Source organism: Ornithinibacillus scapharcae TW25 (assembly GCF_000190475.1).
GTDB classification, from domain to species: domain Bacteria; phylum Bacillota; class Bacilli; order Bacillales; family Amphibacillaceae; genus Ornithinibacillus; species Ornithinibacillus scapharcae.
The window spans coordinates 29,109-49,930 of the sequence record NZ_AEWH01000021.1; the positions used below are offsets into that span (position 1 = coordinate 29,109).

Below are 20,822 nucleotides of genomic sequence, written 5' to 3' on the forward strand. Positions count from 1 at the left end.
TTATTGTGCCTCCTTCTTGTATGTTTCCTCTTCTACTACAGATGACTTTTTCCATTTCGTTAGCGCCATAAGAATACCGATTACCAACGCTCCAATTGCTACAGACCAACCGCCCCATAGGATAAATGAATCTGTGTAATTCGAGTAATTACCAGTATCCGTTTCAAACTGTCGAAGTAAGTTTTGCTTCAGTAATCCATACATCATATAACCAAGAACGATTGGTGTAATACCAACTAAACTAACTGTCCACCATGCGCCTAGTTTAATATCCGATATTTCATTCGCATGCTCTTTAAGATTTTTCACTTCTCTTAAGATCCAAGCAATTAATACAACCTCAACAAGACCTAATAAAGCAACACCAAACTGATTGATGAAATAATCAGCGGCGTCAAGGAAATTAAGTCCCCCTTGAGTTGCGAATAAAAGGGAGATTACTGCTGCTAATCCCCCACCAAAAGCAACTGCTTTCGTTCGGGATATCTTAAACTTATCCATTAATCCTGCTACATATGTTTCGGTTATTGACATTAAAGAAGTTAAGCCAGCCAATACCAAAGATGCGAAGAACAGGAATCCAAATAATGCATTTAACCCTGGGAATTGATTGATAATTTCTGGGAATACGATAAATGCTAAACCAACCCCATCAGACACTACTTGATCTACTGCAACACCGGATTGAACTGCCATGAATCCAAGCACTCCAAACACACCAATACCAGCTAGGAGTTCAAAGCTAGAGTTTCCAAAACCTGTGATAAAAGCATTGTTCGTCAAATCAGATTTTCTTGGTAAATAACTCGAATAGGTTATCATAATTGCAAAAGCAATTGATAAACTAAAGAATATCTGTCCATATGCTGCGACCCAAACATCAGGGTCTAATATCTTACTAAAATCTGGTGTAAAGAATGCCTCAAGACCTTCAATTGCTCCTGGTAGAGTTATCGCTCGTATTACTATTATAAGAAAAATAATAACCAATGCCGGAATAAAAATACGGTTTGCAATCTCAATACCTTTTTTAACTCCTTTAAACAGGATACCTAAAGTTAAAACCCATACAAGAATTAGTGGAATTAATACACCAGGTACAAAACTTCCTACTTCTCCTGCGTCAGCAACTTTTAGATAATCTTGAAATAAAAATGTTTGTGTATCGGAACCCCAGTTTAAATTAAATGAAAACACAGAATAGGACATTGCCCAGGCAATAATAACCGAGTAATAAGTCGAAATAACAAAGGCTACCAAGACAGCCCACCAACCAATAAATTCTGTCTTTTTATTCATTCTACGATATGTTAATGGTGCTGATCCACGATATTTATGCCCCATCGTAAATTCCAAAATCAAAATTGGTATACCTGCTGTTAACAAGGCAAATAAATAAGGAATTAAGAATGCACCACCACCATTTTCATAAGCTACAGTTGGAAATCGCCAAATATTCCCTAATCCGATGGCCGAACCAACTGCAGCAAGAATAAAACCTGCTCTTGTTCCCCATTGAGAACGTGTTTCCATCAAAAGACCTCCTCGTCGTAGTTTTCCTTATTACTTTATGTAATTAATTAGTAATAAGCATAATGATTTTTAATTTTTCAGAAATTACTGAACTTGTCTGTATTATAACGGTACTTTTTGCTTATGTCAAAGTATTTTTTAAATTTTCCCACAAATACAAACAAAATAAAAAGGGCCTTATCTCTTTAGCTTTATTCATACAAATTACCAAGCATTTACGAGATTTAGCCCTTTTATTTATTAGTTTGTTTTATTTTGCAATAGTTTTATGATAACAGCCGTAGCGATAATGATTGTCAATGTTGCTAATAAGCCAATAAATAAGGAGTCAGTCAATCCTATTAACATATAACCTACTATCGATGCTACTGCAACGATTATTGCATACGGCAGCTGGGTAATAACGTGGTCAATATGATTTGCACCTGCACCTGTTGATGATAAGACAGTTGTATCCGAAATCGGTGACACATGATCCCCAAATACTGCACCAGCTAAAACAGCAGATAGTGATGGGATAATAAGCGTTGGATCTGCAATCGACATAACCTCCGCAGCAATCGGTAGCATGATCCCAAAGGTTCCCCATGAAGTCCCTGTTGCTAATGCCATAAATCCGGAAACAACAAAGAAGATTACAGGTAACATACTAGAGTTTATATTCGCTGTCTCCACTAGATTCGCTAAATATTCACCAGTTTGTAAAGTAGAGATTATAGAACCTATCATCCAAGCTAAGAATAGAATATAAATAGCTGGCAACATAGCTTTAATACCTTCTATCAACACAAGCCCTGTCTTAGCATTTTTATTTCCTTGTACAAGATATAAAATAAACGATACCAAAACAGCAACCAGTCCACCTATAAATAATGAAAAGTTTACATTCGTGTTTTCAAATATGGTTAGTATCGTTACATTTTCACCGCTTGCATTGGCACCGGTAATTAGCATTGAACTTATCGTTACAATTAATAGAACAACAATTGGTATGATTAAATGGTAAACTCTGCCATTTTTACTCGGTTCAAATGCCTGCGACAAATCTCCTGGAACTGTTTTGTCACTAGGCATCACTTCTCCTGTTTCAATTGCATGGTTTTCATGTTTTTTCATCGGACCAAAGTTTATCTCAAAAATGGCAACCAAGAACACAAGTAAGATTGCACCTAGTGCATATAGATTGTACGGAATCATTTGAACGAACGCTTCTAACGGTTGAAGTCCTGTCACAGCTACTAACGGTGCAACAACAGCAATCAAATATGCACCCCAACTGGATACTGGAGAAATTACTGTAACGGGCGCTGATGATGAATCAATGTAATAAGCCAGTTTCGCTCTTGAAATTTTATATCGATCTGTAATAGGACGTGCAATCTGTCCAACTGCTAAAGCATTAAAGTAATCATCAATAAAGATGATGATACCAAAAATTGGCGCCATTAATTGTGCACCTCTTCTTGTTTTCACTTTACTAATCATCCAGTCTCCAAAAGCACGACTGCCTCCAGAAGCTTGTAGAAAAGCGGTCATGATTCCTAATAATAAAAGGAATCCGATTAACTGCATATCACCTGTATTGAAGGTACCGTCAGAAATAAAAATCCCGAAAAAAACAGAGCCTATTTCTTTTACTGTTTCAAGAACATTAAAATCCTGGATTAATAATGCACCAACAATGATCCCTACTCCAAGTGAAAGAAGAACCTTTCTAGTTAATAATACTAATACAAGCATAATAATTGCCGGAATAAGTGAAAAAATTGTTCCTTCCATAAACTTACCTCCATTGATGTTGTTAGTTTGTGCTGTCGTCGCATGGAGATACGCTTTTAGAAAAAACAATTTTTTTCTGCGCAAAAAAGCAATGATAGAAAATAACCTACCATTGCTCATGTATACGTTATCCTCCATCTCGATCTGTAGTCCTCCATGCGACGTACGCATGACAGTGTGCTCCTTATTTAAGAACACCCCAGCGAATAATAAGTTCGACACTTATTACGCTTCGGCAAACAAGCCTTTCATCAATAATCATAGTTGTCATCCTCCTATTGACTACTCATCTTGTTCGCGCCTCTACCTCACCGATCTGATAAGGTTCACTATTAAGTTATGACACTACTATACTATATTATTCCTCATCCTGCAAGTCATCTTTCGGAACCGCTACATTAGGTGTTTTTCCTTCTCCACCACCATAGAATTCAGGTACATCACCCATTACTAGATTTTTATCAATTAGTATTTTCGTTGTTACCGTAGTAACATCCGTTGTAAAGGGAACGACGATTTGAACATCTGCCTCTACTTGCACGTATATAGAAACAAAGACATTATTTATCTGCATTGGTTCTTTTTCTTCAATTAACTCGGTCCGAACACTTCCAACCAACTCTAGATTAACTGGTATCCTAGGACCCAAGTTAGCTAATATTGAATTCCCGGTTGCCTGACCGATAGGGATTTCAATAACTGTAGGATCCCTATCTACTAGCTCATCAACTGTATCACCATATACATCCGGTTCCCCAAGTGGATCACTGTATTGTGGTGGAGTACCACGATTCATATTATGAAAGAACTCCTCCACACGATCGGTTGCAGCACGATTAATTTTATTTACCACCGAGGAATTCCATCCAACAATGGAGATATTGCCTTGTTCATTCGTTTTAATATTCGCTACATCTTCAAAGGTATATTCTTCGGCAAATTTAACTGCTGAATTAATCCCTCTCGTTGCAAATTCAGTCACCTTGACCTCAGCAACTTCCAAGATGGTGGGAGTAATCCGTTCATCAACAAATTCAAGACTAAAGTATGTAATAACAATAAATAAAATAAACGATATCATTAAAATATATCTCGATGGAGGTGCTTTTCTCCTTCCGATAAATCCCACTCGTCGTCTTCGCATACGAAAACCCTCCTCAGTACAATCTATGCTTGTTCCAAGGAGGGTATACATGAATGTGCAACTTTATCTGTTATACTAGGTCACATTCTGTAATGGTTATCGTCAATTCTTTTGACAAATCAATCGTATATGGTTCAATCGCATTCGACTCTTCTTTTAAAATTCTAATTATCGGACGATCACATATATGTTTGTTTTGCTTCAGTACAACACCTAGACGATTATCATTTAATTTAACTGTTATTCCATTCGGATATACCGCTACACTATTTTTAAACGCTTCAACAATTCGGATATCAAATTGATTGATAGCACTCGTGTATAAGAGCTCCAAACCTTCATGAGGAAGCATTGCTTTTCGATACACTCGAGTACTTGTAACAGCATCAAATACATCTGCTACCCCTATTATTTGCGCATATAAGTGGATATCCTCCCCCTTTATCCCACGAGGATAGCCCGTCCCATCAATTCGTTCATGATGTTGGAAAGCACAATGAGCAATAACAGAAGAAATGGTATGATTCTTACGAAGAAATTCATATCCTAGGGTAGTATGTGTTTTGATTATTTCATATTCATCATTCGTTAATTTATCTGGCTTCTGTAAAATTTCGGGATCAATAAAAACTTTCCCAATATCATGTAAAAGAGCACCTTTACCTAATTCGGTTAACTCGCTCGCATTTAGTTTCAAATTGGCACCAATTGCTAGGGCATAAATGGTTACATTTAATGAATGCTGAAAGATATAGTTATCAGTTAAATATATGTCTGTTAGGAGATTTATCGTTTCTTCATGGTCGTTCAATTCATCCATGATTTTTGTAATGATATCGGTTATCTGTTTACCATGGTCATCTAAGGCAAATGATTTTGTTAGTAATTTTTCTTTACGAATCTTCGTAAAAATTTCCTTCATGGATGAAGTAGCTTCCTGCCTCAACCGTTCTGAAATAGCAGGTTTGATTTCTATATCCTTTGTTAATTCATCCTGTATGTATACATAAGTTATTCCTCTTTCCTCTAATCTTTCAATTAATCTTTCTGATAAGGCAACTCCACTATGAAGCAAAACTGTTCCATTATCACGAAAGATGGATTGTCCCAGTATCTCTCCGGGTTTAATAGAGGTTGTAGCAACTAATCTCATTATGTAACTCCTAATCCGCCATCATCTCGGCACTTTTCGACAAAAATACATACGTTTATCGTATCAAATCTAGCCATAAAAATCTATTGGAGATAAGCAAAAAAAACAAAAATGTCTCACTAGGAGACATTTGACTATGATATTCGTTTTAATGCTTCCTTTCCACTCATACCAACTTGCCAACCGAATTTTTCTTTGGAAGCATCTGTAATTTTTTCTAATGGAGCGTTTAATAAGTCATCTATAGTTCGAACGCCGACAGCACGTGCAGCAATAACCTCACGTTCCTTCAATTTTTCACTAAGTAGGTCCACGTCTAGAGCTCCACACATAATGTATCCAATTTCATTGGTAATCATTAAAAGATTTGTTTTTGGAAGTTCAACTTTTATCGCTGTAAACATAATTCCATCTACTTCGAGGGGATTAATTGTAATCATGAACAAAATTCCTCCTTCGTAATGTACACTATATTACTATGCAAGAAGGATGATATGTGTCACGACCCAAATTTTTCTCTTAATGTATCTGCTAAGAAATCCCGTATAAATTCAGGTAAGATATACGTCTTCTTTTCCGATTTTGCTACTTCAGGTAATAATCTACCAAAAGTAAATGCATCTGCTGTAACGACTGAATATACCTTTTCATTATCAAGTGGCTTGTCATACATCAAGATCTCTTTCACATATTCTTGACCACTCGGATGTCTTCCTGTCTCAACTTGTATACCGGAGAATATCATTCTCCCCAATACTTCCCCTCTAAAGCCAAATCCTTTTAAGTGGTACTCCATAAATTCTTTTGTTAAACTCGCTCGAACAACTTCTGTAATTTCATTTCCTGATAATTCCACAATACACGGGTTTATTGGATGAGGACATATTCGATGGATATCCCCTAATGTGATATCCCCCTTCGGAAACCCGTCCAATAATAATCCCGTATTAAACATGGCACACTCCGCACCTGTTTTTTCCCTTATAAAATCAGTTAAAGACTGCATAATATCAGAATGTATATACCAGTCCATTTCTATTGGATTATCAATTGTAACAACTGTTCGATCAAGGATATTTTCCGATTTCATTTGTAATATTTGAAGTTTGTCCACTGTTCCAGGTTCTTGTGGGAAATCTGAAATATCAGTCGTGTACGCTTCTTTCTTAACTAGTTTATTTTCATCGTGATCCCATGTGAGGATAACTTCTCCAACATCATAACAATGCTTTCCAGCAGCTGTTATGATAGCTTGATTAACTTCTTCACCTGTTCGAAGTAAATGATGTGTATGTCCTCCAATAATAACGTCTATCTCGCTAAATCGCCTTGCAATCTCTTGATCCTCACTGATGCCTAAATGGGATAGTAGCACGATAATATCTACCGTTCCTTTTAATGCTCTTATTATTTTTTCAATTGTGATATATGGGTCATCTATATGCCACCCTAATAACTCATAGTAATCATTAAAAGGAGCAGTAAGTCCAATCACAGCGATTTTTACACCTTGGATTGATTCCAATTTAACGTATGCTGAAAGCCAATCCGGTTGATTATTATCCAGACTCACTAAGTTAGCACACACTACTTGAAAATTTGCTTCATCATATAGGTGGTATAAGTCCTCATGGGAAAATGTTATTCCCTCATTATTACCAATTGTGACAAGGTCGTAACCAATATCATTTAACAGTTCAACATTACCTTTCCCCCTGAGCGCTTCAGAGATTGGATGAACACGGTCTACGTGATCACCAATATCAAATAGCCAATACGAATCCTTTTTTCGTTTGGCCTTGGCTTCTTTCATATATTGGGCAACTTTTGGCCATTGACCAAAATTACTGTGTAAATCATTAGTATAGTAAAAGTATATTTTTTCTTGCACGTTATAAAACTCCTTATACGGATAAACCATTCATTATCATACGTATTCCAATAAGTATTAACGTTACTCGTAATATCCATTCGAGGGTATTTCCTTTTAATAATTGGCTAATTTTGGCACCAACCTTTCCACCAATCCAAGCTCCCGGAATGAAGAATAATACATATTCCCAAGCAATATGTCCAAGAAAAATATGTGAACTTGCTCCCATCATACTTACAAAAAAGATCATAAACATGGAAGTTGCTGTTGCAATATGTACCGGGAATCCAAACAGTAAGATCATTGCCGGCACCATGATAGATCCCCCTCCAATTCCAAATAACCCCGACAAAGTTCCCACTACAAGCGCTAAAATAATAGCTAACGGTATGGAAATGGAATACTCATAGACGTTATCTCCCACTTGGAAACTTCTCATACTATTTCCATTCATTCTCTTCTTTTCTGGATTTCTCTTCAAAAATAGTAGCATGGAAATTAGAATAATTAAGACTCCAAAGTAAAGTAGAAATTGTTCCGTTCTCATAAATTGATTTAACCAAGAACCTAGCATACTACCGGGGATGCTTCCAATTAAAAATAACAATCCCGTCTTATAGTCCACTCTTTTTTCTTTAAAATAGGTTAGTGTTGAAGCAAGGGAGGTAAATACCATGGTGATTAATGAAATCCCCACAATAGACTGTGGAGTTACCCACTCGAACCCTGGCACAAATTGTTGTAATAATAACAAGCTTGGAATGAGAATAACCCCACCTCCAAGACCAACTAAGCTACCTAAAAATGCTGTTAGTATTCCAATTGTTAAGCAAATAATAAATATCATATTAATATCCTCTGTATCTATTTGTAACTATTATTTTAACATTGTTTTGAAGAGAAGCCTATACAGTTGGATGTAAAAATGCTGTTAAGAGGTGTAAGTGCACTTAATCAGGATACTCACTCGGTCCATACTCTTTCTTGAGAGGGGTAAATATTAACTTGCGCCTATCTTAGTTAATGTCACGCGGGATATTCTATTGCCCACGCGGCAGGATGGTACTCTCGTGAGTTTTGTGTTTCCCAGCGCTATCTATATACTATCTTGCGCGGAATTATTAGAGGGATGCGTTACATTTGTTTCTAGTCATGCGAAGGATGCAAGCTCACGTGGGTTCAATGAATGATTAGGCGCAAATAATAGTACTGTATTACGCAAGACAGTATAAATCTCGCGCTTGTATCTATTACATGCGCGCGGCATAATTTCTTTCTAACGCGGGTGCATAGTTCTCGAGCAAGTTTCAAAAAACCACGCGTAACTTTTATTCGCACCCGCGCGATACAAACTATTAGTGGCGTTACTACGAGGAATCCCCCCACGCTCCCCAAGTTTGTTTTTTGACACTATATAAAAACCCCCTAATACAACATCTGTACTAGGGGGAGAATTTATAGGTATTATCCAATAGAACCTTCCATTTCGAACTTAATTAAACGGTTCATTTCAACCGCATATTCCATTGGAAGTTCTTTTGTAAATGGTTCGATGAAGCCCATTACGATCATTTCTGTAGCTTCTTCTTCTGTTAAACCTCTACTCATAAGGTAGAATAGTTGTTCTTCTGATACTTTAGAAACTTTTGCTTCGTGCTCTAATGAGATATTGTCATTTAGAATCTCATTATATGGAATAGTATCAGAAGTAGATTCATTATCAAGGATTAATGTATCACACTCGATGTTCGCACGTGCGCCATCTGCTTTACGTCCAAAATGAACGATACCACGATATGATACTTTACCACCTTGTTTTGAGAATGATTTTGATACGATAGTAGAAGATGTATTTGGTGCTAAGTGATGCATTTTTGCACCAGCATCTTGTACTTGACCTTTACCTGCAATCGCGATAGAAATTGTATTACCACGAGCTCCTTCACCTTTTAGAAGAATTGCAGGGTATTTCATCGTTAATTTAGAACCGATGTTACCATCAATCCATTCCATTGTTGCGTTCGCATCACATACAGCACGCTTCGTAACTAGGTTATACACGTTGTTAGCCCAGTTTTGGATTGTTGTATAACGGCAGTATGCATCTTTCTTAACGATGATTTCTACAACCGCACTGTGTAGTGAGTTTGTTGTATAAACTGGTGCTGTACATCCTTCTACATAGTGAACAGATGCGCCTTCATCCACAATAATTAATGTTCTTTCAAACTGTCCCATATTCTCAGAGTTAATACGGAAGTATGCTTGAAGTGGTGTATTTGTTTTAACACCTTTTGGAACATAGATAAATGAACCACCAGACCATACTGCAGAGTTTAAAGCAGAGAATTTATTATCAGAGTATGGAATTACTGTTCCAAAATACTCTTTAAATAAATCTTCGTTTTCTTTCAATGCAGTATCTGTATCTTTGAAGATAATACCCATTTCTTCAAGATCTTCTTTAAGGCTGTGGTAAACAACCTCTGATTCATATTGAGCGGATACACCAGCAAGGTATTTCTGTTCTGCTTCAGGTATACCTAGCTTATCGAATGTTTGTTTGATTTCAGCTGGGACTTCATCCCATGTTCTACCTTGTTTCTCCGAAGGTTTTACATAGTAAACAATCTCATCGAAATCTAAACCAGATAAATCTCCACCCCATTGAGGCATTGGACGCTCATAGAAATGCTCTAATGCTTTTAGGCGATAGTCTAGCATCCATTCAGGTTCTTCTTTCATCTTTGAAATTTCTTCTACGACTCTACGTGTTAAACCACGTTCTGTACGGAAAATAGATACGTCTTTATCACGAAAGCCATATTTATACTCTTCTATTTCAGGCGCTTTCTTTGCCATGTTGTACCCTCCTTTTAGTATTAATCCATACTAATTACTTGTCATTTACTCCCTTTTCCATTGCCTTCCATGCTAAGGTAGCACATTTAATTCTTGCGGGAAATTGCGAAACACCGCTTAATGCTTGTGCATCTCCTAAATCGGTATTCGAATCAACTTCTTCCCCTAGCATCATTTCAGAGAAGACCTTGGACATTTCTAATGCCTCTGCTATTTTCTTACCTTTAATAGCTTGAGTCATCATGGAAGCAGAAGACATACTAATGGAACATCCTTCCCCTTCAAACTTTGCATCCTTCACAACGCCATCTTCAATTTGCATTTGGAGCTGTATACGATCACCACAGGTAGGATTATTCATATCCACTGTAAGTGCATCACCTTGGAGTGCACCGCGATTTCTAGGGTTTTTATAATGATCCATGATCACTTGTCTATAAAGTGTTTCCAAGTTGTTAAAAGACATCACCGAAAAACTCCTTCGTTTTCAAGAGTCCGTCCACTAATTTTTCAACATCATCTTCTGTATTATATAGATAGAAGCTCGCTCTAGCTGTTGCCGTAACATTTAACCATTTCATAAGTGGTTGGGCACAATGGTGTCCTGCACGAACTGCAATCCCAAAAGAATCTAATGCAGTAGCTACATCATGTGGATGAACATCACCAAGATTAAATGTTACAAGTGCTGCGCGATGTTCCGGACCATATACCTTAATGTCTTCAACAGTACGTAAGCGATCCATCACATAATCGGCTAGTTTTTGTTCATGTTCTAGAATATTATCCATTCCAACATCTTCTAGAAAGTCTATAGCAGCTGCAAGTCCAATAGCACCAGCTATAATAGGTGTGCCACCTTCAAATTTCCAAGGAAGCTCCTTCCAAGTAGATTCTTGTAGGGAAACAAAATCTATCATTTCTCCACCGAACTCCACTGGTTCCATATTCTCAAGCAGTTCTCTCTTTCCATAAAGAACACCAATACCTGTTGGAGCTAACATCTTATGTCCAGAAAAGGCGTAAAAGTCACAATCTAAATCTTGTACATCCACTTTCATATGGGGTACACCTTGTGCACCATCCACTACAAGTATTGCACCCTTTTCATGGGCAATCTTTGCTATTTCTTTAATTGGATTTATAGTTCCCAAGACATTTGATACGTGTGCAATTGCAACAACTTTCGTATTTTCCGTTACAAGCTTACGAATATCCTCAAGAGCTACTGTTCCATCATCTTGTAATGGAATATAATTTAAGGTTGCTCCAGTTACTTTTGCAGCTTGCTGCCAAGGAATGATATTACTATGATGCTCCATTGGCGTAATAAGAATCTCATTTCCTGGTTTTAAGTTTTCTCTTGCATAACTTAATGCAACTGAATTAATCCCAGTTGTTGTACCACGATTAAAAATTATTTCTGCAGTACTTCTTGCATTAATAAATCTTCGGACCTTTTCACGAGCACCCTCATATTGATCCGTTGCACGTGAACCTAGAGTGTGAACACCACGGTGCACATTCGCATTATCAAAACGATAATAGTTTTCCACTGCCTCAATTACAGAGATTGGTTTTTGCGAAGTAGCAGAAGAATCAAGATAAACTAATGGATGACCATTGACTTCCTGATCGAGAATCGGGAACATTTGCCGGATGGCTTTAACATCCATTAGTTAACTTTCCTTTCAATTACTTGTTTCAACTGCTTCTTAACTGCAGCTATCGGTAATTGAGCGACTACTGGATCTAGGAATCCATGAATAACTAATCGTTCTGCTTCTTCCTGTGTGATACCACGACTCATTAGGTAGTAAAGCTGCATCGGATCTACTCGACCAACAGATGCCGCGTGACCTGCAGTAACATCATCTTCATCAATCAATAGAATAGGATTTGCATCACCACGTGCTTTTTCACTAAGCATTAGAACGCGAGATGTTTGTTCGTTGTTAGCTCCTGAAGCTCCATGCTCAATTTTACCAATAGCATTAAAGATTGATGTTGCACTTTCTTTCATAACACCGCGTTGTAAAATTTGTGCATCAGAATTCTTGCCCCATTGTGCGATTTTAGCAGTAAAGTTTTGGATTTGTTTTCCACGACCTACTGTAACCGCATTTGCATTGGAAACTGAACCATCACCAATTAAGTGTGTTACGTTTTCAGATACTGTATTACCATCGTTCATTTGTCCAAGTGCCCAGTCAATTGTTGCATGACGATAACCAACACCACGACGGTTTACATAAGTAGTCGTACCAGCAGCAAAGTTATCAACCGCGCCAAATGAAACCTTAGCATTATCTTGAGCAATCACTTCTGTTACAATATTTGCAACAGTTGCTTCTTCTTTATTATTAGAAATGTAGTTTTCTACATAAGTTAATTCACTATTTTCTTCCGCTACAACTAGCACATGGTTTACTAATGCTACTTCTGGATCTTCTTGCCAGAATACTGCTTGAAGTGGTTCTTCGATTTGTACATTTTTGGGTACATATACAAATACTCCACCATTCATTAGTGCTGCATGTAGTGCAGTTAATTTATGTTCCTCAACAGCCACAGCATCTTTCATGTAATAACGTTTCACTAAGTCTTCATGCTCTTTAAGTGCAGTGAAGATATCTGTAAATATTACACCTTTATTGGATAGCTCTTCGTTTAATTGTGCGAAGGCTACCGTATGGTTACGCTGAATAACAATATTTTCTGGTAAATTTTCCACATCAAAGAAATCTTGAATCTCAGCAGGTAAATCTGTCAAAGAAGCTATTTTTTCACCTGTAGCGACATGTTTAAAACGTGTGAAATTCCAGTTACCAATTTTAGTTTTATCTGGTTTAGGTAATTCTAATGACTCAGCTTGATCTAAAGCGTTTAAACGTAATTCTTTCATCCATTCTGGTTCATTACGCTCAGCTGAGAACTGTTCGATATAACTTCTATCATAAGGTAGCTTTGTGTCTACAGTCATATTACCCCTCCTAACTTTTAAGCGTTTTGCCCAACTGTTTCGTCTTCGATACCTAATTCTTCTTTAATCCAGTCATATCCTTCAGCCTCAAGACGATGAGCTAATTCAGGACCACCAGATTTTACAACTCGGCCTTGCATCATAACATGTACAAAGTCTGGAGTAATATAATTTAATAGGCGTTGATAGTGGGTGATGATTAAGCAACCGAAGTCTTCTCCACGCATTTTGTTAATACCTTTTGAAACTACTTTTAAAGCATCGATATCTAGACCTGAGTCTATTTCGTCAAGGATAGCAATATCAGGTTTAATTTGCATTAATTGAAGAATTTCATTACGTTTCTTTTCCCCACCTGAAAAACCTTCATTTAGATATCTAGTAGCCATGCTTTGATCGATTTCTAGGAAATCTAGGTCTTTATCTAAATCTTTAATAAATTGCATTAAAGGAATTTCATTACCTTCTTCACGACGTGCATTAATCGCTGAACGTAAGAAATCAGAAGTAGTGACACCACTAATTTCACTTGGATATTGCATAGCAAGGAACAGACCAGCACGTGCACGCTCGTCAACTTCCATTTCTAGTACGTCCTCACCATTAAGAAGAATGCTACCTTCCGTAATTTCATATTTTGGATGTCCCATAATAGCAGATGCTAATGTAGATTTACCAGTACCGTTTGGTCCCATGATTGCATGGAATTCCCCACCCTTTACTGTTAAGTTAACACCCTTTAATATTTCTTTACCTTCAATTGAAACATGAAGATTTTTGATTTCTAATGTAGATCCTGCCATATTGATACCTCCATAAATTATTAGGTTTTTGGATATATGATAATATTGATATCCATTCTCAATTTAGTCTCATTACAATCTTATAGCATTTAGAATTTATAATCAACTTTTTTAGGTTATCCAAGCTTGTCTATATAATAATAGGAAACTTTTAGTACTAGCTTGCTATTTTTCTCTAAAAATAAAATACTGGTACTCTCTTAAAAGCACCAGCATATAAGCCATTCTTATTTAAATATATTATTATCTATTTCAGAAACAATCTGCTTACTTTTTTTATAGTTTTCTGTTCGCTTACGTTCAACCTTCATTCGTTTGTCTAAATTTCGACAGTAATCCGCGTACCCAATTCTATGTGACGTTTGCATGGCCTTTTCCATTTCCGAGGTATAATTCATTTTAATCTCACTATTGATAGTGAACCATCCTTTCATTTGTTTGACAATTATAATTTTAGCACTAGGATACTGCGGACACCAAGTTTGATAGAATCCCTTATCAGGATGAATTCAGCTTAATTTCTACATGAAGTTTATATAATATTCATTTCTATAAATATTGAGGAAGTTCCTCGAGAATGCTCCGTATCAGATGAAATTTAGAACTGGATAAAGGACGCACTGTTTTATTAATACGTACTTACTTTACTACCATTTAACGTAAAATAGGCGTCCATTATACGTTCACCTATCCTAGCATTCACATGTTCACCTTCTCCTGTATGTGGTACAACAATTGCCATGGCTATCTCCGGATTTTCCATTGGGGCATAGCCAATCAATGTAAGATTCTCCGTATATTCACCGTTCACGACATTTTCTGCTGTTCCTGTTTTTCCAACAGGATCATATTTCTTATCACGGAACTCTGCATAAGCGGTACCACGTGGCTCTTGGAAAACTCGTCGAAATCCTTCCTGTACACGTTCTATATATTCCTGTCTTATTTCAATTTGATTAAGCGCCTCCGTCGGATTACTTTTGTATACCGTTCCAAGACTATTCTCGAAAGGAGTTGGATTACGAATTTCTTTTAAAAAACGTGGTTTAACACGTAAGCCATCATTAGCTATTGTGGAGACATATTGAGCAAGCTGCATTGTCGTATACGTATCATATTGTCCAATAGCAAAGTCCATTAGATTCCCAGCAACAGGGTTAGTCCCTCTATAACCAATAGCCTCATTTGGGAAGTCAATTCCTGTATGCACTCCTAATCCGAATTGATAAAAGTAATTTCGCATTACTTGAAAGGCATCCTTTCTAAACGTAACTGGGTGATTATATTGATAGTTATACTCGCCACCCATCCTCAGTGCAATATAGAACATGTAAATATTCGAAGATTCCTTCAATGCATCAATATCATTTAACCAGCCCAGAGCATTGTCAGTATAAGAACTTTTTTCTGGAGTCCCTTTAATTTTCATTGGCGTATCATATAACATTTCTCCAGGAGTAACTACTCCAGATTCCAACCCTGCCAATACAGTAGCTCCCTTGATTGCAGATCCCGGAATATGTTGTTCGTAAATCGTTTTATATGCGGCATCTACAAAAGAATCACTTTCTCTGTTATAATGCTGACCAGAAACTGCTAATAATTCCCCTGTTCTAGGTTCTATAACTACAGCTAAAGCGTCATTCATATGTCTGTTTTCATATGGAAATTTCTTAATCACACGCTCTAATTCTTCTTTTAATATCTTATCGACTAACTGCTGAAATTCTATATCAAGGGATAGGACAACATCTTTACCCGCTAGACCTTTGACTAATATTTCTTTATCTACAATCTCCCCAAGTTTATTCGTTTTATAGCTTATTTGTTCTTTTCTCCCTTTTAGAACTGGTTCATATTTCAGTTCAAGACCACTTTTTCCCACTCGTTCATTACGACTATAGCCTAGCGCTAAGTAATCATCTGCTGTTTCAGCAGGTATTCCCTCTTTATGGGTTGTAACTGTTCCAAGTAAGCTTTGTATCGCATCTCCATACGGGTACAATCTATTCCAATCTGTTGTAACATTCACTCCTGGAAGCACCTTTAAGTTTTCAGCTATCTTGGCATACTCCTCTGTAGTTACTCCATCATTTTTAATTGGAAATGGGGTGAGCTCTACCGCTTGGTCCAACCTTTTTTTTATCGTTATAACCTTTTTATCATAATTTGTAAGATTACCTATTTCATTCTCCGTTATTAACTCCAGTATGGCATTATACTGTTCCCCATTACTCATATCATTCTTTGTTAATAACCTATTATTTGCTTCCTCCACATTTAGTAAGTACCAATATTCCCTTAAGTCTCTATTGGTTAATTCTTTATTATAAAACGTATCAGGACTCTCTCCTTCAGGAACGATTTCCATCCATTCAGAGAGTTTTATTGCTATATCCAGTCGTTCTTCAGATGTGGTTCCCTTCGGTGGGGTATAAGTTATTGCTTTCACTGGTTGATTATCGACGATTACACGATGATTGCGATCATATATTTTCCCTCTTGGTGTAGGATTATGGATAACATCCTGACTAGTTCGGTCAATCTCAGATTGAAACTCCTCTCCATTCAAAATCTGTACCACACCCAACTGAATTATTAATGCACAGAATAAGATAAAAGTGATAATGAACAGAATATTTATTCGGAATGGTAGCTCTTCTTTTCTCTTTTTAACCATAATTTTTTTCTCTCCACTTTTATTTAATGTAGGTAGAATTGAAAGATGTCCTTGACTTTAGGAAGAGCATAACTACTGCCTCCTCTGTCCTTTACATCCTCAATCATCATGGCCAATAAAAGTTTAGAATTCTTACTATCAAGCCCAATAAACCAACCATTCTCTGTTCCGTTGTCATCATTTTTACTCGCTTTTATCTCTGCCGTACCAGTTTTTCCTGCAATGGACATACCAGAGATGTAAGTACCGTGTGCACTACCGGCTGGATTTTCTACTACTTGAAGCAAATAATTGTGCAATAAAGCTACTATTTCGGGTTTAATCAGATTCTGCTTCCAAACCCTCCGTTCATTTTCTAGTAATAGAGTTGGGTATAACATGTCTCCATTATTTGAAATTGTCGTATATATGGCCGCAAGATGAATTGGGCTCATCATTACTTCACCTTGACCATACGATGTATCTGCCAATTGAATTTCATTATGAATTCCATCATTAGAGAGAGTGGAAGGTATAATCGAAAACGGGAAAGGAATTTCCTCATTAAATCCATATTTTGTTGCTTCCTGAAGAAATACTTCGGTTCCCATATCTAACGCTTCTTGAGCAAAAAATATATTATCAGAGTAGACAAAAGCATCTTTTAAATCAACGGATGGTCTCTCTATAACACGTGTTATATAATAATCCCCCCATGATTCATCCTTCGTCCAATATCGTCCATCTATCCGTCTAACTTCATCTGTTTTAGTAACACCTGTTTTCAATCCTATCGCACCAGTAATTGTTTTAAAGACAGAACCAGGAGCATAGCGATTCGTAAATCGATTTAAAAATGGACTATCAGGGTCGTCACTCCACTCTTTCCACTGTTTCTCTGTAAGTCCTCGAACAAAAGCATTTGGGTCAAATGAAGGTGAACTGACTAAGGACAAAACCGAGCCAGTTAAAGGATCTAATGCTACTGCAGTCCCAGCATCTTTTGCAAATTGTTTATAGACTTCAACTTGTAACATTGCATCAATAGTTACATGTATGTCCTTACCATGTTCAGGCTCTTTTTTGGCAAGTGTCTCTTTAAAACTACCATCTGCTTTCTTTATGGAAATATGCCATCCGTTTTCCCCTCGCAGTTCCTCTTCAAACATAGACTCTAGACCTATTTGACCTAAAATATCTCCAGTGGAATAGCCTTTTTCTTTTAACTTAGAGAGTTGCTCTGCATTTATTTCGCGAACATAACCTGTTAAATGTGCTGTCGCTTCTCCAAAGGGATATGTACGAACAACATTTTCTTGAATTGCTACGCCCGGAATTTCCAGGTAAGGTTGTATATCATTCTCATCCATTGGAAGTATGGTAATTGGTACAAAAAGATCGGGCTTTACCCAAGTTGCATTTAATTTACTATTTATCTCATCAACCGAAATACTTAATAATTTCGCAAGCTCTGAGATACCACTTTCAGAATCCTCCCCAAGTTTACTTGGAACAATTCCAACTATATTTGCATTGGCATTAATAGCTAATCCACTACCACGTCTATCCCTAATTTCACCTCTTGAAGCTTTCAATTTCTGTACGGAAACCCGATCACCTTCTTCTAAAGATGGAAATATAAGTGATGGTTCCCAGTCAATATACCAATCTTCTCCTGAATCATTGTCTTCCATCACTATAGTTGCTGTATGCTTATATTCAATCTGACCTGCTACCGTCTGCATGGTGACTTGATAATCAAAAGGTATCGTTTGATTATCTTGATTTTCAGTCATCGTAAACAAACTTTTCATGTGTAGATTCGTTGCATTTATTCCCGAGTAAATATTCTTATATCGCTCGATAAATTCTTGTTTATCTATCATTTCCTTTGATCGTTCAGAGAGAAGTTCATACATAGCTTCATAGTCCATTTCTTCCCAACTTGACAAGTAGGAGTTTATAATTGCCTCAGGATTCTTATCCTTTGAACATCCTATTGTGCATACTAGTATTCCGATTAAAACGAAAGCGTACAAGCATCTATTCAAACAAAACATCTCCCTTCCAAAAATGTATATAAAATTTCAAACTTGTTTAGACTACATTTGTAATACAATACTACAAATGTAGTCCAAATATGTCAATTACTTTACTCCTTTATTTGCGATTTGGTTAACAAAATGCTACTATTTTTGTATTACAATTGAAATCTCAGAAGAATGGAGATGAGTAATTTGTTCCTTACTCAGCTTAGCCTATGCTTTATGGTTTCTTCCTACACTGTGGTAATCATAATGCTAATAAAAAAGATTTTTCATAATCAACTTTCAGCAAAATGGCAGCACCACATCTGGTACTTCTTATTTCTTGGATTAATGCTCCCGTTTATACCTAGTAACTGGATAGATATAGGTGAAAAATTCACTTTCACTTTTTTTAATTGGAATTCTGGAAATAGAAGTAGTATCGGTTCATCCATTTCTGAGACTGCACCATTACAAACCCAGGAAAATTGGATACAAGACTTTACCGTTTCCGTGAACCAATCCACATCAGGGATTCTAAATACAGTAATTGGAATCATTTGGATATCTGGTATATGCTTATTTTCGATATTAACGTTGATTGCATGGTTTAATTTGAGGAAGATAAAACAGAGTATATCCGAGGTGGAACACGAAGAATATTGGAGAATATTTGAACAATCCAAACAAAAATTAAATATTTCTAAACGATTAATTATCGGAGAGTCACCGCTAATTAAATCTCCCATGACCTTTGGCATCTTCAAAACGTATATTGTATTACCGACACATTTTGATGAATATCTTTCAAAAGAAGATATCAACCATATATTTCTGCACGAGTTAAATCATTATAAATATAACGATATAGTATCAAATTATGGGATTGTATTTTTTCAAATTATATATTGGTTTAACCCCCTAATTTGGTTCGCCTTTCGAGAAATGAAGTTAGATCGAGAAATAGCTTGTGACATGGCTGTATTAAAATCAATCGAATCTGACAACTATTCAGCATACGGAAAAACAATTCTTCGATTTATTGATTTTTCGTCTAAACTGAAGCGATTCTCGCTAGAAAACCAACTTAATGGTTCCAAAAAACAAATAACAAAACGTATTAGAAAGATTGCGGCTTTCCAATCCGAAACCAAACAATTACAACGAAAGAGTATTACCATATTCTTATTAGTTGGTATTATAATCATGGGGCAAATACCATTTATTTCTGCAATGGCGGTTGACCATAATAAGTACCAATTTAATAGTAACAAAGCAGAATATGTCAATTTAGATGAACACTTCAAGGGATATGATGGAAGTTTTGTGCTGTATAATACCCGATCAAACCAATACGAGATTCACAATAAAGATTTAAGCACTACAAGAATTTCGCCAGATTCTACTTATAAGATTTATAGTGCATTAATAGCCCTAGAATCCAATGTCATCTCACCTAGTGATTCTTACAAAGAATGGGATGGCACAGAACATCCATATGAAGCATGGAATAATAACCAAGATTTATCTACAGCAATGACTAATTCTGTGAATTGGTACTTTCAAGAGATTGATAAAAACGTTGGAATAGATACTATTCATTCCTATGTTAAGCAAATAAATTACGGAAATCAGGATCTTTCTGGTGGCATTGAGCAGTACTGGTTAGAGTCATCGTTACGGATATCCCCCGTTGAGCAAGTTCAATTGCTAAATGCATTCTACACGAACCAATTTGGGTTCAATCAACAAAATATTGAAACAGTAAAATCTGTGATGAAACTAGAAGAAAAAAACGGTTCCATACTCTTTGGTAAAACCGGCACAGGTACAATCAATGGTAAAGATATAAGTGGTTGGTTTATCGGGTTTGTTGAAACGACCGATAACACGTATATATATGCTACCAATATCCAGAGTGAGGCTAATTCCAATGGAAGTACGGCAGCGGAAATAACCTTAGCAATATTAAATGATCTTGGTATTTATTAAGATAACAATGTAGG

16 protein-coding genes and 1 riboswitch are annotated in these 20,822 nt (G+C 36.5%); of the genes, 1 reads left to right on the forward strand and 15 read right to left on the reverse strand.

Annotation, left to right across the window (positions count from 1 at the left end; translation table 11 throughout):
* From G5W_RS0105925 to G5W_RS0105995, 15 genes are all read right to left on the reverse strand, one after another.
* A complete protein-coding gene (locus G5W_RS0105925) occupies positions 1–1,533 on the reverse strand; it encodes a sodium-dependent transporter (RefSeq protein ID WP_010095038.1) in 1,533 nt (510 codons plus the stop codon).
* Positions 1,534–1,773: 240 nt separating this feature from the next.
* The gene (locus G5W_RS0105930) at positions 1,774–3,312 is read right to left on the reverse strand and encodes a Na+/H+ antiporter NhaC family protein (RefSeq protein WP_029191029.1); all 1,539 of its coding nucleotides are present in this window, start codon (positions 3,310–3,312) and stop codon (positions 1,774–1,776) included.
* 139 nt (positions 3,313–3,451) lie between these two features.
* Positions 3,452–3,626: riboswitch (Lysine riboswitch) on the reverse strand.
* A gap of 44 nt (positions 3,627–3,670) precedes the next feature.
* Entirely contained in the window at positions 3,671–4,456 is a 786-nt protein-coding gene (yunB, locus tag G5W_RS0105935; RefSeq protein WP_010095040.1) for a sporulation protein YunB, read from the reverse strand.
* A 70-nt stretch (positions 4,457–4,526) separates the two neighbouring features.
* Complete coding sequence (locus G5W_RS0105940) at positions 4,527–5,609, reverse strand: HD-GYP domain-containing protein (protein WP_010095041.1); 1,083 nt, start codon at positions 5,607–5,609, stop codon at positions 4,527–4,529.
* A 134-nt stretch (positions 5,610–5,743) separates the two neighbouring features.
* Positions 5,744–6,049, reverse strand: coding sequence for a YunC family protein (locus G5W_RS0105945; protein WP_010095043.1), 306 nt, complete (start codon positions 6,047–6,049; stop codon positions 5,744–5,746).
* Between the two features lie 59 nt (positions 6,050–6,108).
* Positions 6,109–7,500: a bifunctional metallophosphatase/5'-nucleotidase gene (locus G5W_RS0105950; protein WP_010095045.1), complete on the reverse strand. Its 1,392-nt coding sequence runs from the start codon at positions 7,498–7,500 to the stop codon at positions 6,109–6,111.
* A gap of 13 nt (positions 7,501–7,513) precedes the next feature.
* Positions 7,514–8,329 (reverse strand): sulfite exporter TauE/SafE family protein, encoded by an 816-nt coding sequence (locus tag G5W_RS0105955; RefSeq protein WP_010095047.1) that lies wholly within the window; start codon positions 8,327–8,329, stop codon positions 7,514–7,516.
* A 617-nt stretch (positions 8,330–8,946) separates the two neighbouring features.
* Positions 8,947–10,344 (reverse strand): Fe-S cluster assembly protein SufB, encoded by a 1,398-nt coding sequence (gene sufB / locus G5W_RS0105960; protein ID WP_010095049.1) that lies wholly within the window; start codon positions 10,342–10,344, stop codon positions 8,947–8,949.
* Between the two features lie 34 nt (positions 10,345–10,378).
* On the reverse strand, positions 10,379–10,810 hold the full coding sequence (gene sufU / locus G5W_RS0105965; protein WP_010095051.1) for a Fe-S cluster assembly sulfur transfer protein SufU: 432 nt from the start codon (positions 10,808–10,810) through the stop codon (positions 10,379–10,381).
* Positions 10,800–12,020 (reverse strand): cysteine desulfurase, encoded by a 1,221-nt coding sequence (locus G5W_RS0105970; protein WP_010095053.1) that lies wholly within the window; start codon positions 12,018–12,020, stop codon positions 10,800–10,802. The genes sufU and G5W_RS0105970 overlap by 11 nt, the downstream gene beginning before the upstream one ends.
* Positions 12,020–13,327, reverse strand: a complete 1,308-nt coding sequence (gene sufD, locus G5W_RS0105975; RefSeq protein WP_010095056.1) for a Fe-S cluster assembly protein SufD — start codon at positions 13,325–13,327, stop codon at positions 12,020–12,022. Before sufD ends, G5W_RS0105970 begins: the two co-directional genes overlap by 1 nt.
* A gap of 17 nt (positions 13,328–13,344) precedes the next feature.
* Positions 13,345–14,130, reverse strand: a complete 786-nt coding sequence (sufC, locus tag G5W_RS0105980; RefSeq protein WP_010095058.1) for a Fe-S cluster assembly ATPase SufC — start codon at positions 14,128–14,130, stop codon at positions 13,345–13,347.
* A 227-nt stretch (positions 14,131–14,357) separates the two neighbouring features.
* A complete protein-coding gene (locus G5W_RS24980; protein ID WP_138918974.1) occupies positions 14,358–14,564 on the reverse strand; it encodes a YuzK family famiily protein in 207 nt (68 codons plus the stop codon).
* 194 nt (positions 14,565–14,758) lie between these two features.
* Positions 14,759–16,810: a peptidoglycan D,D-transpeptidase FtsI family protein gene (locus G5W_RS0105990; protein WP_010095062.1), complete on the reverse strand. Its 2,052-nt coding sequence runs from the start codon at positions 16,808–16,810 to the stop codon at positions 14,759–14,761.
* A 23-nt stretch (positions 16,811–16,833) separates the two neighbouring features.
* The gene (locus G5W_RS0105995; protein ID WP_010095064.1) at positions 16,834–18,840 is read right to left on the reverse strand and encodes a penicillin-binding transpeptidase domain-containing protein; all 2,007 of its coding nucleotides are present in this window, start codon (positions 18,838–18,840) and stop codon (positions 16,834–16,836) included.
* A 216-nt stretch (positions 18,841–19,056) separates the two neighbouring features.
* Here G5W_RS0105995 and G5W_RS0106000 point away from each other — a divergent pair, with 216 nt between their 5' ends.
* Positions 19,057–20,808 (forward strand): BlaR1 family beta-lactam sensor/signal transducer, encoded by a 1,752-nt coding sequence (locus G5W_RS0106000; protein ID WP_337445656.1) that lies wholly within the window; start codon positions 19,057–19,059, stop codon positions 20,806–20,808.
* Positions 20,809–20,822 lie beyond the last annotated feature (14 nt).

Coding starts and splice junctions, on each gene's coding strand:
- G5W_RS0106000 (WP_337445656.1), top strand. CDS start 19,057: ATGGTTTCTTCCTACACTGTGGTAATCATAATGCTAATAAAAAAGATT.
- sufB (WP_010095049.1), bottom strand. CDS start 10,344: ATGGCAAAGAAAGCGCCTGAAATAGAAGAGTATAAATATGGCTTTCGT.
- G5W_RS0105955 (WP_010095047.1), bottom strand. CDS start 8,329: ATGATATTTATTATTTGCTTAACAATTGGAATACTAACAGCATTTTTA.
- G5W_RS0105945 (WP_010095043.1), bottom strand. CDS start 6,049: ATGATTACAATTAATCCCCTCGAAGTAGATGGAATTATGTTTACAGCG.
- G5W_RS24980 (WP_138918974.1), bottom strand. CDS start 14,564: ATGAAAGGATGGTTCACTATCAATAGTGAGATTAAAATGAATTATACC.
- G5W_RS0105990 (WP_010095062.1), bottom strand. CDS start 16,810: ATGGTTAAAAAGAGAAAAGAAGAGCTACCATTCCGAATAAATATTCTG.
- G5W_RS0105970 (WP_010095053.1), bottom strand. CDS start 12,020: ATGGATGTTAAAGCCATCCGGCAAATGTTCCCGATTCTCGATCAGGAA.
- G5W_RS0105930 (WP_029191029.1), bottom strand. CDS start 3,312: ATGGAAGGAACAATTTTTTCACTTATTCCGGCAATTATTATGCTTGTA.
- sufC (WP_010095058.1), bottom strand. CDS start 14,130: ATGGCAGGATCTACATTAGAAATCAAAAATCTTCATGTTTCAATTGAA.
- yunB (WP_010095040.1), bottom strand. CDS start 4,456: ATGCGAAGACGACGAGTGGGATTTATCGGAAGGAGAAAAGCACCTCCA.
- G5W_RS0105925 (WP_010095038.1), bottom strand. CDS start 1,533: ATGGAAACACGTTCTCAATGGGGAACAAGAGCAGGTTTTATTCTTGCT.
- sufD (WP_010095056.1), bottom strand. CDS start 13,327: ATGACTGTAGACACAAAGCTACCTTATGATAGAAGTTATATCGAACAG.
- sufU (WP_010095051.1), bottom strand. CDS start 10,810: ATGTCTTTTAACAACTTGGAAACACTTTATAGACAAGTGATCATGGAT.
- G5W_RS0105940 (WP_010095041.1), bottom strand. CDS start 5,609: ATGAGATTAGTTGCTACAACCTCTATTAAACCCGGAGAGATACTGGGA.